12 protein-coding genes are annotated in these 16,362 nt (G+C 48.5%); 10 read left to right on the top strand and 2 right to left on the bottom strand.

What is annotated here, in order from left to right:
• The first annotated feature begins 6 nt into the window (after nucleotides 1-6).
• The 7 genes from ACSOSI_RS09550 (at nucleotide 7) to ACSOSI_RS09580 (ending at nucleotide 10,979) form a co-directional block, all read left to right on the top strand.
• A complete protein-coding gene (locus ACSOSI_RS09550; protein ID WP_476706959.1) occupies nucleotides 7-1,251 on the top strand; it encodes a GIY-YIG nuclease family protein in 1,245 nt (414 codons plus the stop codon).
• A gap of 50 nt (nucleotides 1,252-1,301) precedes the next feature.
• Nucleotides 1,302-2,693: a VasL domain-containing protein gene (locus tag ACSOSI_RS09555; protein ID WP_476706960.1), complete on the top strand. Its 1,392-nt coding sequence runs from the start codon at nucleotides 1,302-1,304 to the stop codon at nucleotides 2,691-2,693.
• A gap of 639 nt (nucleotides 2,694-3,332) precedes the next feature.
• A complete protein-coding gene (locus tag ACSOSI_RS09560) occupies nucleotides 3,333-4,955 on the top strand; it encodes a carbamoyltransferase C-terminal domain-containing protein (RefSeq protein WP_476706961.1) in 1,623 nt (540 codons plus the stop codon).
• A gap of 58 nt (nucleotides 4,956-5,013) precedes the next feature.
• The gene (locus ACSOSI_RS09565; protein WP_262209593.1) at nucleotides 5,014-5,886 is read left to right on the top strand and encodes a glycosyltransferase; all 873 of its coding nucleotides are present in this window, start codon (nucleotides 5,014-5,016) and stop codon (nucleotides 5,884-5,886) included.
• 24 nt (nucleotides 5,887-5,910) lie between these two features.
• Nucleotides 5,911-8,025: a family 16 glycosylhydrolase gene (locus ACSOSI_RS09570; RefSeq protein ID WP_476706962.1), complete on the top strand. Its 2,115-nt coding sequence runs from the start codon at nucleotides 5,911-5,913 to the stop codon at nucleotides 8,023-8,025.
• Between the two features lie 401 nt (nucleotides 8,026-8,426).
• A protein-coding gene (locus ACSOSI_RS09575) for an IS3 family transposase (protein ID WP_112150724.1) occupies nucleotides 8,427-9,547 on the top strand; the annotation gives its coding sequence in 2 pieces (ribosomal slippage) (nucleotides 8,427-8,685 and nucleotides 8,685-9,547; 1,122 coding nt in all).
• A 281-nt stretch (nucleotides 9,548-9,828) separates the two neighbouring features.
• Nucleotides 9,829-10,979 (top strand): IS3 family transposase gene (locus ACSOSI_RS09580; RefSeq protein ID WP_476706963.1). Its coding sequence is split into 2 segments (ribosomal slippage): nucleotides 9,829-10,063 and nucleotides 10,063-10,979, totalling 1,152 coding nucleotides; the frame shifts between segments, so codons are not numbered across the junction.
• A 20-nt stretch (nucleotides 10,980-10,999) separates the two neighbouring features.
• Here ACSOSI_RS09580 and ACSOSI_RS09585 read toward each other — a convergent pair.
• Nucleotides 11,000-11,212, bottom strand: coding sequence for an AlpA family transcriptional regulator (locus tag ACSOSI_RS09585; protein WP_476706964.1), 213 nt, complete (start codon nucleotides 11,210-11,212; stop codon nucleotides 11,000-11,002).
• Between the two features lie 117 nt (nucleotides 11,213-11,329).
• On the opposite strand from ACSOSI_RS09585, the gene ACSOSI_RS09590 reads away from it, so the two are divergent.
• The gene (locus tag ACSOSI_RS09590) at nucleotides 11,330-12,082 is read left to right on the top strand and encodes a hypothetical protein (protein ID WP_413501773.1); all 753 of its coding nucleotides are present in this window, start codon (nucleotides 11,330-11,332) and stop codon (nucleotides 12,080-12,082) included.
• Nucleotide 12,083: 1 nt separating this feature from the next.
• Here the strand turns inward: ACSOSI_RS09590 and ACSOSI_RS09595 are convergent, their stop codons facing one another.
• Nucleotides 12,084-13,280: a tyrosine-type recombinase/integrase gene (locus tag ACSOSI_RS09595; RefSeq protein WP_476706965.1), complete on the bottom strand. Its 1,197-nt coding sequence runs from the start codon at nucleotides 13,278-13,280 to the stop codon at nucleotides 12,084-12,086.
• A gap of 992 nt (nucleotides 13,281-14,272) precedes the next feature.
• On the opposite strand from ACSOSI_RS09595, the gene tssB reads away from it, so the two are divergent.
• Both tssB and tssC read left to right on the top strand, forming a co-directional pair.
• Nucleotides 14,273-14,770: a type VI secretion system contractile sheath small subunit gene (gene tssB / locus ACSOSI_RS09600; protein WP_261422746.1), complete on the top strand. Its 498-nt coding sequence runs from the start codon at nucleotides 14,273-14,275 to the stop codon at nucleotides 14,768-14,770.
• A 34-nt stretch (nucleotides 14,771-14,804) separates the two neighbouring features.
• Nucleotides 14,805-16,352, top strand: a complete 1,548-nt coding sequence (tssC, locus tag ACSOSI_RS09605) for a type VI secretion system contractile sheath large subunit (RefSeq protein ID WP_259188410.1) — start codon at nucleotides 14,805-14,807, stop codon at nucleotides 16,350-16,352.
• Nucleotides 16,353-16,362: the final 10 nt, after the last annotated feature.

Below are 16,362 nucleotides of genomic sequence, written 5' to 3' on the forward strand. Positions count from 1 at the left end.
TAGCACGTGGCACGAAGAAAAAAAGGTGATAACTCAGCGGGTGTAATTCTGGTTATTCTTGGCGTTATCGCCTGGGGGATTTACGTCGCGGTAAGAGCACTGATTAACATTAATGAGCGCTTTATTGATTCGGTATCAACGCCAGCCGGAATTATTGCGCTCTTCTTTGGCTTACTGGTCATGTCTGCTTTACTCATTCGGTTTTTTATCTACCGGGGATTCAGGCAGAAAAATGCGGCACTTGAACAGGCAGCGTCTGACCTTGCTCAGAAAGAAAAAGCGTTTGATGAAACCGTGAGTACCGGGGTGGTTCGGGGTATTTACCACGAAAAGCAACGACTTGCCGGTCTTTGGGATGAGTATCACGAGGCCAGAAATAAGGCCAGCAAAGCGCTGCAGCGCATAGTGGACTCAGCCTATAAATTCAAAGTTAAGACGCTACTTGCGGGCACCACGGTGAATAACTGGCAGAGTAAGTACGACCAGCTCCGCAAGGAAAGGGATGCCTATACCGCTATCAGCGAGAAGATAACCTTTCTTGAACTTGAAGATAATGCTGACTGGGACGGGGTAAAACAGCAGTTCCTGGACAAGGTCGCATTGCTGGAGAAAGCGCAGGAAGAGAAGGAATATCAGGCTGAAATCAAACGCCAGATGCGAGAAGAAAAGCAGCGCCAGGATGAACTGGACAGGCAGCAGCAGGAGGCCGAAGAGGAAGAAAATCGCCTGGCCGAACAACAGAGAGTGCTTGAAGAGGCGCTGTTGGCAGCCGAAGGTGCTTATAAGGAAGAGCTTGAGAAGCAGAGGCAGGAGCTGGAGCAGAAAATCCAGGAGGTGCATCAGCAATATGAGCGTGCAAAATCCATGGCTCAGCTCACGAAGCAGGGGCATGTCTATATTATTTCAAACATTGGTTCCTTTGGCGAAGATGTCTTCAAAATCGGTATGACCCGTCGTCTGGAGCCGATGGAGCGGGTCAAAGAGTTAAGCGGTGCGTCCGTGCCCTTCGATTTCGATGTCCACGCCATGATTTCCTGCGATGACGCGCCCGCACTGGAGAAAACGCTGCACGACCATCTGGAAAGTTACCGCATTAACAGGATTAATTTACGCAAAGAATTTTTCCGGGTAGATCTCAGTAAAATAATTAACGAGGTTGAACGTCACCATGGTCAGGTTGAATATATTGCCGATCCGGCTGCATTACAGTATCTACAAAGCCAGGAATATGCAGAAAGCGAAGCGGCATAAATCATAATCTTCCAGAGTTGTATATATACAAGTCAAATGGATATCTGGTCATGAATGACATCCCCTTCCGTAAAATTAAAACCGGCAGCGACCCGCGCACGCTGCCGGATTATGCTGCCCTGCGCGATGAGCTGAGCAAGTTGTCACATCCGGCGCGTCCGGATGTGAACTGGCGTTATGCTGAAAAACTCTGTCTTTCGCTATTTGAGCAAAATGGTGTGGAGCTGCAGACGGCAGCCTGGTATACGCTGGCCCGTACGCAACTGGCCGGGTTGTTCGGTCTGAATGAAGGGCTGGCGATACTGGAAGCCCTGATCAGCCATCAGTGGGGCGTACTCTGGCCGCAGCCGGTACACGCCCGCATGGAAATCCTCAGTGGTCTGAGCCAGCGTATACAACAGCTGATGCGCACGCTCCCCCTGAATTACAGTGACCTCAGCCAGCTTTATCGTGCGGAACAGCAGCTTGCCAGCCTGGGGGCAGTGCTACAGCGCCTGGAGCTCAAACACCTGAGTCAGTTCGATACGCTGCGTACCCTGATGCACAACAGAGCTGTAAGGCTGGAAAACAGTGACGGCGTGTCAGGTTCTGGCGCTGTTATTCAACCTGGCATAGCGTTGCCAGTTTCGGCAATAAATCGCGTGGGAACAGCTACTGACGCAATATCCGGTATGCCGGCTGCGGATAAAAACGAACCGGTTGAGGCGGTGAAATGGGTGTATGTGGCGCAGCCGGAACATCAGCCGAATGTGGAAGTACTGGCTGCGATGCCAGCTCCGGTAAAAAAGTGGCATTTCTTCGCCGCCGGGATGTGTTCCATGCTGGTGATAAGTGCGGCAACGGTGTGGGGCTGGAATGTCTTACACCGACCGGACCCGTTACAGGCTCAGTTTGCTGCATCCCTGGCGCCGTTACCCGCAATACTCACGCCTGAGCAGTTGGATGTGTTGCGTCAACAATCTCCGTTGCCACAAACTGTAATCGCACAAACACAGCAGCAGCTTGCCCAACTGGACAAGCTTCCCCCTGGCTGGAATATTGCCTACAGTCGGCAGCTTCTGGAACAGGCTCAGGCGCTTTGGCCGGAGCAGGCTAAACCTCTGGTACAACAGTGGCAGCGGCAGTTAAACGCTGCCAGCATACCGACAGAAAACCTGAATGGCTGGCATCAAGGGATGACGAAGCTACAGCAACTGAGTGACCGGCTGAGCGGGCTGGATGAGCATAAGGGTAAATACATGACGGTTAGTGAGCTGAAATCAGTGGTATTTTCCACCATGCGGTCATTTAATCAATCCATACCGGCTGAAGAGCAACTGCGAGCATTGTCAGAAAATCCTGCTGGAGTACCTTTACCCGCCGCTGCGAAGTCTCAACTGGAGATGCATCTGAAACAATTGGCAGCCCGCTATGCTGAAATAAAACAGAATGCATCAAAATAAAACGATGTTAAAAGTTATGAATGATTCACTTCGTTACCGTAATAACCGTGCCAGAGGGACTGCCGGGGATTTAATCTTTCTGGATCATAACTATTCTTCCATGCCTATTGCTGAGATTTTTGTCCGGTTGAGCCAAACGCTAGGTTCGGTGGGATTGATGGCTGACAAGATCGGGTGTTGCAAAAAGAAAAGTGCACCGTGGGGTGATATTGAAATGGATAGTATTCGTGACCACTATTCCCTAGGGGTCGAAGCAAGGTCACTTACGCGGCTGCTTCCGGGCAGGAGTGCCGCTGCGATATTTTCGATGGTGGACGACCCTGGGGGCAAAGTGGTCGTATCTGGCGGGAGGCGGAGCTCGGTATTCTTAAAGCGGACTATCCGAGAGTGGGCACTGCGGTTACTGAGCGTCTTCCGGGGAGAAATGCAATGTCAGTTATAAAATGGCGAGAAGGTTGGGGCTGAAAAAATCCCATAGCAGCGAAGTCGGTTTTTGTCTCTGGAGTGATGAAGAATGGACACTACTGGAAAAGAATATGCATCTGAGTGTAGCAGAACAGCCAGTGAATAAAGTATGAATTAATCCAGATGAAAATAGATGGATAATGTGAAATTACAATGTATAGAGGTTGCTCACCAATGAAAATTCTCTCTTATAATCTAGGTCATGATGGTGCTGTGGCATTACTTGAAAATGGTCGATTAATAATGTCTGTCGAGGCGGAAAAAGATTCGAATAATCGATATTCCTCACTGAGCATTTCAGATGTGTTAAATGCTATTGGCGAAATGGACGATATACCAGAGGTTATTTGTGCAGGTGGATGGTGGCCCAGGGATCATGAGGAGTATTTAAAAGGCTCGAAAGTTAACGTTGGTTATCGGGGCATATCAAGTACAGATGTCATGGTCTCAGAAAGACGATTCTTAAAAAAGAAAATTAAATATTTTTCATCTTCTCACGAGCGAGCACACATACTCTGTGCATTTGGTATGTCAGATTTTCCAAAAGGAACATCCTGTTATGCTTTGGTATGGGAAGGTGGAATCGGAGCATTCTACGAATTAGATGCGGATCTGAATATAACTCTCGTTGGTGATGTTCAAAATCAACCAGGGAACCGCTATGGTATAGTTTATGGGTTAGCGGACCCAAGTTTTTCCAAAGATAGTGCCTACCCTCGTTTCTCTGATGCCGGGAAACTTATGGCGTTAGCATCTTTTTCAAAGAGAAGTATTGCGTCCTCGGAAGAACAAGAACTCATCGACTTTCTGTTGGATGGTCCTGTGAGAAAACTTAGCGAGTACGCGAATATTGAAAAAGCTCCGCACTATAATGTTGGGCTGGACGATAAAGAATTTCGAAATTTTACTGGGATATATAGCAATGCACTGTTTAATGTTTTTTATCAGTTTGCAAAGGAAAATCTAACGAAAAGGCAGCCGCTTATTATTGCTGGTGGATGTGGTCTGAACTGCGACTGGAATACTAAGTGGAAGGAGACAAATCTTTTTTCGGAAGTCTTCGTCCCTCCGGTTGCTAACGATTCCGGAGTTGCTATAGGCACTGCGATTGATGCCCAGTTCTATTTTACAGGTAACCCCAAAATTGAATGGAATGTTTACAGCGGATTAGACTTTAGAATGGACGATACATTCTGCTCAGAGAAATATGATGTCTATAATGTCGACAACGAGCAGATTGCCGATATGCTGGCTAACAATCTCATACTGGGCTGGGTGAATGGAAAATACGAAATTGGTCCACGCGCACTTGGTAACAGGTCCATCCTTGCGGCTCCGTTTCAGGAAAGTACAAGGGTTCGTTTAAACGAAATAAAACAACGTGAGCAATTTCGCCCAATTGCTCCGGTTTGTCTTCTGGAAGATGCTGAAAAATGGTTCGGATGTCATCACGAAAGTCGATATATGCTCTTTACGCATCGGGCGAAGACAGAAGCCCTTGCTGCAGTCACACATGTTAATGGCACTGCGCGTATTCAGACAGTGACATCAGCAACAAATAAAAATCTTCATAAATTACTTTCAGCATTTAAAAAACGCACTGGTTATGGTGTCTTGTGCAATACATCTCTCAACTTCAATGGTAAAGGCTTCATAAACAATATCAATGATCTGGATGCATATGTACAGGAGCATCACCTGGATGGGTTTGTGGTGGAAGGTCAGGCATATCTTTTAATTGATTCCTCACGTTATCAGGCATATAAGGAGGACTCAGCCATTTTATGCAAAAAATAAAGGATTATCCTGCGCCAGTTCGACTAATCGTTAAGCGGCAAAATCTGGAGAGTGCTTTATGCATGCTGTTCAAAAAAATTTGATTTACAAGGGGAGTATGAATTCATATCTGATTGGTTTTGAAGAGGATGACTATTTACGCTCTTCTTTCATCCGTGATCTTACGCTGCAGCAACTGGCACACCCTGCTTCGTTAAGTTCTGATAAACAGGTGTTATCACCACTCATTCCAAAGAAACTGATTCGCTACTGGCATGACCAGCATAATGTGCCGGAAGACGTTATGGTTTGTCTCAGAAGCTGGGATCGACTTCGTGATGATGGTTTTGAATGTAGTCTGTTTAACGATGAATCGGCAATGGCATATATTGCCGATCGATATGGCGCTAAAGAATGTAAAGCCTTCTCTCTTTGTCACCACCCGGCAATGCGCTGCGACTATCTGCGCATGTGCGTTTTACTCGCTGAGGGGGGGTTATACGTTGATGCTGACGATGTTTTACTTGGCGACAACTGGAAATATCTCTTCCATGATGGGGCACTCAAAGTACAACCATTATGTTACGACATTCAGTCCTCTTCGATGGTGCCAGCTGTGGATATCTGGAGAAGCGATTTGCCGACGACTGAGCGAATATTTTACATTAATAATGACCCTATTGTGGCCCCAGCGGGCCATCCTGTTTTGCAGAGAGCGCTTATTCGGGCAACCGAAACGCTGCTGAGCGATGTTCACTTACCTGAAATTCAATCAACGACGGGGCCAGGGAATTTCACTGCGGCTTTGGCAGCACATGCTCACAAATTGATAAGGGAAGGGGAGCCATTCGATTTTGAGTTTTTACGGGATTGGGAAATGATTGCAGAAACTCGCTGGGATCTTTCCTACCGTAATGACGAACGTAATTGGCGTAATATGGGCTCAGCCTGAACCCACATATCAAGGACAGAATCAATGAATCTTCAGGATGCCTCAGGTGTTTTGCGCAAGGTATTATTCAGAGTTTTACGTGTAATAATAAGTATCATACCTGGCCGTAGGATTCCCGTTTTCGGCTCAGATCCCGAAATGATCGGCTCAATTGTAGTTATTAATCTCGATCGCCAACCCGGCAGATGGCGGAGGTTGAACAGAGAACTCAAAAGATTCCGGACTTATGATGGTTTTCCATTAGCCTCTATTACACAGCGATTTTCCGCCGTGGATGCCCGGGATGGTCGCGCGAGTGCCGCAACGGCTGACGTTGATTCAATCTACTGTATTGGTGATCAGCTTTATGTCCAGCCGGATGCAAGGCTGGAGGCATACTTCAGCAATGATGAACCCATTAAAATGACTCGGCAGGAGATTGCTGTAGCAAGGTCACACGTGGAAGTCTGGAAGACTATTTCTGCGGGGGATAAGCAATATGTTCTTGTCCTTGAAGACGATGTATGGTTTAGGTGGGGGGCTGTTGCAGCTATCACAAGAGGCTGGCACTCAGCCATACGAGAATGTTTAGAGGATCGCGGGCCGCATTTACTGTATCTGTCTTATGAAGATGCAGGGGGAACAGCAGAACGTATGGACTGTTGTCATGACCTTTTCAGGCCCGTAAGAGGACTGTGGTTTCTTTCTGGCTATGTGTTATCACGCGATGGAGCTGCAGCTCTGCTGCGGGCAATGCCCGTGGTTGGCCCTGTTGATCTATGGATGAATTATCGCTTTGATGAACTTGGCGCGCTTGCGCTGTCCAGGCCAGCTATTTTGCAACGACAGGATAGTGCTTCCGATAACGCTTATTCCGTGCTTCCCTACCTGGCTCGTGCAGGTATTGTTGATGCCGGCACGGGGTTGATGGCTCCGGATAAAACCGACTCATGTTCAGTGATAGCCTGGACTGCTGGTGGCCAACGAGAGGGGCTGGCGATGGCTCTGGCTATGTTGGGGCTGCGGGTTCGGGTATTCGATGGCGATGAAGACGAAATTCAGGCACAGGATTTGCCGAATCTTTTTGAGGTATTTGATGTTCTTATTGATATTCCGTTCACACCTGAGACCTTTAATACTGTGCTCGCGAGGACGGAAATAAAATTTATTGTGGAGTTGGGAGCAATACAGCAATTTAAGTTTGAGCTGAAATCATTACCTTCATCACGCTCGGTATTCTTATCGGACTGTGAGCCAGATTTTCAAATGTGGGATCCACTTTGCACCCTGCTCAATCTTTCCAGGCCTGCACAAGTATTCCCCATTGGTGCGCCACGCGAATCCAGATTATTCCGGGGTGATCGGCCTTATGATTTATCCCATCAGGCTCAACTCCAGTCACATAAGGCATGTTTACTAGATGTCTCACCTTGGGTACTACCTCCTCAGTACGGGTGGCGACCGGCACACCTCTCTGGTCATGATGTACATCCTGTGGGCAAATGTCTGTTTTGTTCAGATATGACGGCCGAAACGCCATCCTTCATTGGGCTTGTCGAAACTTTTCCAGGTAATATGGCTTCGTTCTCCAAAGAAAGCCTGGTTTGCGATGAGGACGGTACACATCTTACTATCAGCGCAATACCTGCCGGTAACAGGCCGTACCGATCGGGAGCTTTTGCATCAAAACATTCTTTTGAGTATGGACGATTTGAGGCAGAAATTAAAGTTGCTCGTGGTTCCGGTCTGGTTACCGGTTTCTTTCTGCATCGGGATTCACCAAGGCAGGAGATTGATATTGAAATAGCGAGTGATGATCCAGAGCATATGTTAGTAAACGTCTATTTCAATCCTGGCGACGAAGGGGCAACATTAGGGTATGGGTACAGGGGATCCCCATGTCGCGTAGAACTTGGTTTCGATGCCACTCTGGATTTTCATCGCTATACAATTGACTGGCGACCAGACCGGATCGTCTGGTCCGTAGATGGCAGAGTTGTGCACGAGCGCGTAAGTTGGGATCCCACCCCAGTTCCGCATCTTGCAATGCGCTTACATGCAAATCTCTGGGCACCTCGTTCGGAAGAACTCGCCGGGATAATTGATATTCAGGCTTTGCCTGCAACGACAACCTTCAAAAATATAACTTTGTGGGAATAACTCATAAATTCGAAGGTATTGTGTTATCTGTCAAATGTTCCGGAGTGGATAGATGCAAATGATAGTTTAATCAAGAATATTAATTTGAAATTTAATATAGTTGTCCCCGCTCTTGTCTCACCGTATAAAGTATCTGCCAGTAGACTTACCGCTGCGTCAGTAGCAGCTCCGACAGGTTGAGCTGCATCTTCCGGGAGCATGTCTATACGCTGGATCAGGAAAAATACCGTAAATGATGCAAGGGGTTCTGGTCAGGCGGATAAAACGCAGCACCACCAGAATCATCGAGCAGTGTGGACGATCGCCGAAATCACGTTTGTGTAACAACATTGACCTGCTCCCAGTTGATTAGTACACCCCGATGTTAGTAATGTCTTCATAAGCCACATGAGGACATCCCCATGAAGAAGCGTTTTTCCGACCAACAGATCATCAGTATTCTCCGCGAGGCTGAAGCCGGGGTATCCGCCCGTGAACTCTGCCGCAAGCACGCCATTTCCGATGCCACGTTTTACACCTGGCGTAAGAAGTATGGCGGTATGGAGGTGCCTGAGGTTAAGCGCCTGAAGTCGCTTGAGGAAGAGAACGCCAGACTCAAGAAGCTGCTTGCCGAAGCCATGCTGGATAAAGAGGCGCTTCAGGTGGCTCTTGGGCGAAAGTACTGACGACAGACCAGAAGCGGGAAGCCGTGATGTTGATATGTGATGCGACCGGTCTGTCGCAACGTCGTGCCTGCAGGCTCACGGGTTTATCCCTGTCGACCTGCCGCTATGAGGCTCAGCGCCCGGCTGCAGATGCGCATTTATCTGGGCGCATCACTGAGCTGGCACTGGAGCGCAGGCGTTTTGGCTACCGTCGCATCTGGCAGTTGCTGCGCCGTGAAGGGCTGCATGTTAATCATAAGCGCGTGTACAGGCTTTATCACCTCAGTGGCCTGGGCGTAAAACGCAGAAGACGTCGTAAAGGGCTGGCAACAGAACGTCTGCCGCTGCTCCGTCCGGCGGCGCCCAATCTGACCTGGTCGATGGATTTCGTCATGGACGCATTGGCCACCGGTCGCAGGATCAAGTGCCTTACCTGCGTAGACGACTTCACGAAGGAATGCCTGACGGTCACTGTTGCCTTTGGGATTTCAGGCGTGCAGGTCACGCGTATTCTGGACAGCATTGCGCTGTTTCGCGGCTATCCGGCGACGATAAGAACGGATCAGGGCCCGGAATTTACCTGCCGCGCACTCGATCAATGGGCCTTTGAGCATGGCGTGGAGCTGCGACTTATCCAGCCCGGCAAGCCGACACAGAACGGATTTATTGAGAGTTTTAACGGACGCTTTCGCGATGAATGCCTGAATGAACACTGGTTCAGTGACGTCAGTCATGCCAGGAAAACCATCAGTGAATGGCGTCAGGATTATAATGAGTGCCGCCCGCACTCCGCGCTGAATTATCAGACGCCGTCTGAATTTGCGGCGGCCTGGAGAAAGGGTAATTCTGATAGTGAAGGATCCGACATTACTAAGTGAGCGTTGTATCTAATCCTGGGGGCAGGTCAGTTACCAACGATGATCCAGAAGACTATTAAAAGCAATGCTAGAATGTTTGGTATACGACATTTGATGTTGATCCACTTCAGATAACACCGCTTTATGCTATGTTACAGGGGCATTGCTTCACTTGATAGCGAACTGGTTTACCCAGTGATTTTGGAAAACGGTATGACGATGATAAATCACATTCCCTGAATAGACCCGGGTTTCGTAGACACTTTTTTGCCTCATAATGGAGGCCTAATGAAGGAGTGTTTATGTCAGTCAAAACGTTCACTGAAGAATTCAAAATTGAAGCCGTAAAACAGATCACTGAGCAGGGGTACCCTGTATCTGAGGTCTCCTCTCGACTTGGTGTATCCACTAATAGTCTTTACGCCTGGGTTAAGCGCTACCAGAAGCCCGAGCCGCAGCGTAAGCAGGACGATGCACTTCAGCATGAAGTAAAGCGCCTCAGGCAAGAACTTAAGCGAGTAACTGAAGAGCGGGATATCTTAAAAAAGGCCGCCGCGTACTTTGCAAGAACGTCAGGCTGAAGTACGCCTTCATTAAAAAAATGTCGTCCTTTTATGCTGTACGCAGGTCATGCCTGGTTCTTGGCCTCCATCACAGCGGTTATTACCAGTGGCTAAAGCGGCCTAAATCTTTGCGTACCCGGCAAGATGAACGGCAAACAGGCTTGATTAAACAACTGTGGCTTGAAAGCGGTACGGTTTACGGCTATCGAAAAATCTGGCTCGATATGAAAGATCTGGGTGAATGCGTCGGACGTAACAGGATCGCGCGCCTGATGAGGCTCGCTGAACTAGCATCTCAGACTGGATACCGAAAACGACGCTATTACGGTGGCGGAAAGCCTTCTTTTGCCAGTCCAAATTACCTTGAACGCCAGTTCGTTGTCCCAACCCCAAATACGCATTGGGTGAGTGACATGACTTATATAAGGACGCATGAGGGTTGGCTGTATCTGGCTGTTGTTCTTGATCTCTTCTCACGCAGGGTTATCGGCTGGAGCATGGGCGGACGAATGACCGCTGAGTTAGTAATGGATGCATTATTGATGGCGGTATGGCGACGTAAACCAACGGCAGAAGTATTAATCCATTCAGATCAGGGCTCTCAATATACGAGCGAAAGATGTCAGCATTTTATGACAGCTCACAATTTAAAAAGCAGCATGAGTCGTCGGGGTAATTGCCATGACAACGCAGTGGCAGAAAGCTTTTTCCAGTTGCTAAAACGGGAACGCATAAAGAAACGGATCTATAAAAATAGGGAAGAAGCGAAGGTGGATATCTTCGATTATGTCGAGATGTTTTATAATGCTAAACGCCGCCACAGTGCCTGTGAGGATCAACCCCCTGCAGTTTATGAAAGTGCCTGGTTCATGAGGCACGGAACAGTCTAGGAAACTAGGGTCTATTCACTTCAATCTTTGGCGACATTACGTGCCAGAAGCCACTGGTCGATTTCTGCTTCCAGCCAGCCAACAGACTGTTGCCCTAATCGCCGCTGCTTTGGAAAAGTCGCATCGTAGCGATCTGACTTCGGGTTGAGCCAGTCGTATATGGTGGAACGGGCGATGCCTGTTTTGGCCGCAACTGCAGGTATGCGCAGGATTTTTACCGTTGGTGATGTCATCGTTGAATTTCCTCTCAATCTGGTTTGCTTTGGATGAGAGGAAAGATATTCTGTTATGCCGCAACATAAAATACGGCTGCGTTACTTCATTTTTTACACATCTCAGGTTATTGATTTATGGATGATTTTAATCTTACTTCTTTTGTTGATGAGCTAAAAGAGTCATTCAACAATAAGAAAGGTCGGCTGGCGTTCGCTCTACATGTGGTTAGCTGGGAAATCAATATTGTTTGGTTGAATGGGGACGATTCCAATATTGGCGAAATAGTGGATGGTGTTGTGCAAAGTGCCTCGAAGCGTCGGGACTTTGAGCAGAAGCAGGATCTGATGCTACTTGAAGAGGCTGATACTATACAGGAGTCAGTAAATGAGCGGATCTTTCTGGCGGCAATAAACTGGTATGCAGGGCTGCGTTTCTTGGTGTCGGATTGGCGCGATGGGTTCAGGTTATTACTGAAATCAATTGAACTTCTAGATATGTGCCGTGGCATGGTTGAATATGAGCTATGGCAACAGAATGAAGCAGAGAAAAAAAACCAAGCTTCTCATGGTGCTAAAGCAAAAGCAGCACTCTTTACTCCTCTAAAGAGTGAAATTATTCGCTTGCTACTTGGCAAGCAGCCGGAGGGGGGCTGGAAAAGCAAAAATGCGGCTATGGATGCAATTAATGTCGATATACGTGTGTTTATCGAACAGCATGGTTTCCCAGGTTCCTCAGGAGAGCAGAATACGGGAAATGATCAGGCCGAACTGTGTTCCCGAATCCCTCGTCTGGTCAGTGACTGGTCCAGAGATGATGTGGATGTAAAAGCCGCTTTTGCGGCAGTAGTTAAGCAAAAAAAGAAAAGCGCCCCGAAAGGCGCGGAGTAGGTTATTTCACTGCTGAATATACGTAATCAGCCCATGCCTGCATCATTGGGCGACGTTGTTCTAGCAGATCGGTACGGTGGTAGGCCGCTTCAACTTTATTTTTCACCGTATGGGCTAACGCACGTTCCGCTAAATCGCGTGGATATCCATGTTCGCTACACCAGTCGCGAAAGCTTGAGCGGAAGCCATGAGCCGTTGCTACCCGATCAGGAACATCACTTTCCGCGTTTGTTCTTCGTAAATACGAGGTAAGTACCATATCGGATAAAACGATTTGCTTACGCGGGGAGGGGAAAACAAGATCTTTGTGCAACCCCTGTAATTTTCCGAGAACAGCAAGGGCTTGGTTTGGTAGAGGCACTCGATGCTGTATTCCCGCTTTCATTTTTTCGGCGGGAATAGTCCAGACTCTGTTTTTAAGATCAACCTCAGACCAGCGCATAGACCTTGCCTCACCAGAACGACAGGCAGTCAGAATGACATAAGTCATTAATGCCTGACTTACGTTGAAGGTTTCTTCCTGATTGATGTGTGTAGCCAGGAAAAGAGGGATTTTTTCCCATGGCATTGCTGGCTGGTGGACACGACGGATAGTGGCGCTTGTTTGCTGGGGGAGCAAATGACCTACAACATCTACCGGGTTAGCTGAACAATACCCATGAGCCCACCCCCATGCCATTACAGTGTGAATACGTTGTCGTGTTCTTCTGGCGGTTTCTGAATGAGACAACCAGATAGGACGCAATACTGCTGCAATATTGGCTGCAGTGAGATTATCCAGTTTCATTGAGCCGATAAACGGGAGCGCATATTTTTCAAGTGTAGAGATCCACTGCTTGCCATGCTTGTCGTTTTTCCAACCTGGAAGCAATTCAATATGTACTTTTCGTGCAGCCTCTTCGAAAGTCGGGGCCACCACTTTTTCCTGATTTTGTAATTCGAGTGGGTCGATACCTGCGGCTAATTGTTCGCGCATAGTTCTGGCAAGCTTTCCGGCTTCGGCGATACCGATCTCGGGGTAAATACCTAGCCCCGCGTTACGGCGCTTTTGTGTTTGAGGGCTTAGAAAACGGAGCACCCATTTTCCGCGCCCCCGTTTTGAGGATGGGTGAAGTGCCAGGCCAGTTACGTTGCCGTGAGGGATAGGTTTATCGTCTGGTTTGATATTTTTTGCTTTGGTGTCGGTGATTACAGCCATGGGTTTTCCTCGAAATCCAGTATGCCATTCGGTATGCCATTTGTTTTGGCTATCAGTGGATTTGATTGAACAGCTTTAAATGAGCATTGTAAATAACTTGATGATATTAAAAGGTTAATTGAATTGCGTTGGATTGAATTAGATGTGAGATAAGAGGTCTGCTCCTCCGCCATAAATTATGACCCCGTGCTCTCTGAGCGCGGGGTTTTTTATTTTGTTTTCCCCTCGGCATGCCATTCAGCATGCCAATCCCTCTGGCTCGCGCTGGTAGCCGTGAGAATACATCGGACAGGTTACGCAGCTTCCCCCCTGGCAACGTGCACGTTGCTCACCCCAACCCACGAGAGCACATCATTGAAGGCGATCGGTTCACTGCCATCAACTGAAACAGAAAACGTCCTCCGGGTTGTACAACCAATGATTTCTTCTCGAACTCCACTCTGCGAAAATAAGTAAACATCATTTAAGTGAAAGGCAAAGGTCTTGCTAGCGAGGCGGGCCGTTATCTTTTTGCTTGTTCAGTCATGCGCGGCCTCGCATTTTTTTAAAAAATTATAAAATCAGACTTTTCTCGCAAGGCGGTTGAAATTCACCCAATGCTGACCTTAAGTCTGATTGATCATTTACTGCACGCCCCTATCCCACGCTATTTGTGGTGCCTTTCTAGGAAAGTTCTTACAAATCAATTTGATGATCTTTTATTGTTAAATCTTTTTTTGTAATCATTGGTTACAAAATTTAATTTCCAATCACACCGCTAACGTTTTTACACTCCAATTAATAGGTAACATTCTGAAATTATCACTTTTCAGATAAAAACCTAAAAATACTGTGTCATGCTCGCTAGTGAATGGAATGCGCTCGCTTTTGACCCCGATTTTGATTTGTGCCGGATGGCACGAGCAGGGATGTTGTTTTGGCAAGATAAGCATTTCTTATTAATTGCTCAGTGGCATTGACCATTTCTATCATTCCATAGAACAGGGACAGCCATGTCTAACTCCTATCAGTCCGAGATCCCCAAAGCTCGCGTCAACATAAAACTCGATCTGCACACCGGTGGTGCTCAGAAGAAAACCGAATTGCCCCTTAAGTTGATGGTGGTGGGGGATTACAGCAATGGTGCCGAGCAACGCCCGCTGTCTGAGCGTGAAAAGGTCAACGTTAATAAAAACAATTTTGACAGCGTGTTGGCAGAATTCTCTCCCTCCGTAAATCTTTCCGTTGAAAACACCCTGGCCGGTGACAGTAGCGAAGAGAACGTCAGCCTGACTTTCCGTGAGATGAACGATTTCACACCGGAGCAGGTAGCCCGCCAGATCCCCCAGCTTAAAGCCATGCTTGCCATGCGCAATCTTCTCCGCGACCTGAAAGCCAACCTGTTGGATAACCAGGCTTTCCGCAAAGAGCTGGAAAAAATCCTGCTCGACCCGGCGCTTAGCGCTGAACTGCGTAGTGAGCTGTCTGCTCTGGCACCGAAGCAAGCATAACGGTCGCGATGTTTAACGGATTAACGAAGAGAAAATGCTGATGTCTGTAAAAAATGAGAATACCGCTGGCGGTGAGAGCGTGGTGCTGGAGCGTCCGGAAGCGAGCAGCGTGTATGCTTCCCTGTTTGAAAAAATTAACTTAAGTCCGGTCTCCGAGTTGAGTGCGCTGGATATCTGGCAGGATAACCAGGCAATGTCCGATGCCACGGCAGATGAGCGCCTGACGGCCGGGATGCAGGTATTTCTGGAGTGCCTGAGCAAAGCGGGCTCCAGGGTCGAAAAGCTGGACAGAACCCTGATTGACCACCACATCGCGGAGCTGGATTATCAGATTAGCCGCCAACTGGATGCGGTCATGCACCATGAGGCATTCCAGTCGGTAGAATCCCTGTGGCGCGGGGTGAAGTCGCTGGTCGACAAAACCGACTTCCGTCAGAACGTCAAAATCGAGCTGCTTGATCTGTCGAAAGACGACCTGCGTCAGGATTTTGAAGACGCGCCGGAGATTATTCAGAGCGGATTATACCAGCACACATATACCGCAGAATACGATTCTCCGGGTGGAGAGCCGATTGCCGCGCTGATTTCTGCCTACGAGTTTGATGCCTCTGCGCAGGACGTTGCCCTGTTGCGCAACATTTCGAAAGTGTCTGCTGCAGCACATATGCCGTTTATCGGCTCTGCTGGCCCGAAATTCTTCCTCAAAGACAATATGGAAGACGTGGCGGCGATTAAAGATATTGGCAACTACTTCGATCGTGCCGAATACATCAAGTGGAAATCCTTCCGCGAGACGGATGACTCCCGCTATATCGGCCTGGTGATGCCGCGTGTACTGGGCCGGCTGCCGTACGGTCCGGACACCGTGCCGGTGCGCAGCTTCAACTACGTCGAAGAAGTGAAAGGCCCGGATCACGACAAATATCTGTGGACCAACGCCTCGTTTGCGTTTGCCGCCAACATGGTGCGCAGCTTCATCAACAACGGCTGGTGTGTACAAATCCGTGGCCCGCAGGCCGGTGGTGCCGTTCAGGATCTGCCTATCCATCTGTACGATCTGGGCACCGGCAATCAGGTGAAGATCCCGAGTGAGGTGATGATCCCGGAAACCCGCGAATTTGAATTCGCCAACCTCGGCTTTATCCCGCTGTCGTACTACAAGAATCGTGATTATTCCTGTTTCTTCTCCGCCAACTCCACCCAGAAACCGGCGCTGTATGACACCGCCGATGCGACGGCCAACAGCCGCATTAATTCGCGCTTGCCGTATATCTTCCTGCTGTCTCGTATCGCGCACTACCTGAAGCTTATTCAGCGTGAAAATATCGGCACCACCAAGGACCGCCGCTTGCTGGAACTGGAACTCAATACCTGGGTGCGTAGCCTGGTGACAGAAATGACCGATCCAGGCGATGACCTGCAGGCGTCTCACCCGCTGCGTGATGCGAAAGTCATTGTGGAGGATATCGAGGATAACCCGGGCTTCTTCCGCGTGAAGCTGTATGCCGTGCCGCACTTCCAGGTGGAAGGGATGGACGTGAATCTGTCGCTGGTTTCCCAGATGCCGAAAGCGAAAGCCTAATAAGGCAGGA

The organism is Serratia sp. AR11 (assembly GCF_056376275.1).

Excerpts from the sequence above, each read along its gene's own strand:
- ACSOSI_RS09555 (WP_476706960.1), top strand. The coding sequence starts at position 1,302 with ATGAATGACATCCCCTTCCGTAAAATTAAAACCGGCAGCGACCCGCGC.
- tssC (WP_259188410.1), top strand. The coding sequence starts at position 14,805 with ATGCTGATGTCTGTAAAAAATGAGAATACCGCTGGCGGTGAGAGCGTG.
- ACSOSI_RS09595 (WP_476706965.1), bottom strand. The coding sequence starts at position 13,280 with ATGGCTGTAATCACCGACACCAAAGCAAAAAATATCAAACCAGACGAT.
- ACSOSI_RS09570 (WP_476706962.1), top strand. The coding sequence starts at position 5,911 with ATGAATCTTCAGGATGCCTCAGGTGTTTTGCGCAAGGTATTATTCAGA.
- ACSOSI_RS09560 (WP_476706961.1), top strand. The coding sequence starts at position 3,333 with ATGAAAATTCTCTCTTATAATCTAGGTCATGATGGTGCTGTGGCATTA.
- ACSOSI_RS09585 (WP_476706964.1), bottom strand. The coding sequence starts at position 11,212 with ATGACATCACCAACGGTAAAAATCCTGCGCATACCTGCAGTTGCGGCC.
- ACSOSI_RS09590 (WP_413501773.1), top strand. The coding sequence starts at position 11,330 with ATGGATGATTTTAATCTTACTTCTTTTGTTGATGAGCTAAAAGAGTCA.
- tssB (WP_261422746.1), top strand. The coding sequence starts at position 14,273 with ATGTCTAACTCCTATCAGTCCGAGATCCCCAAAGCTCGCGTCAACATA.
- ACSOSI_RS09565 (WP_262209593.1), top strand. The coding sequence starts at position 5,014 with ATGCATGCTGTTCAAAAAAATTTGATTTACAAGGGGAGTATGAATTCA.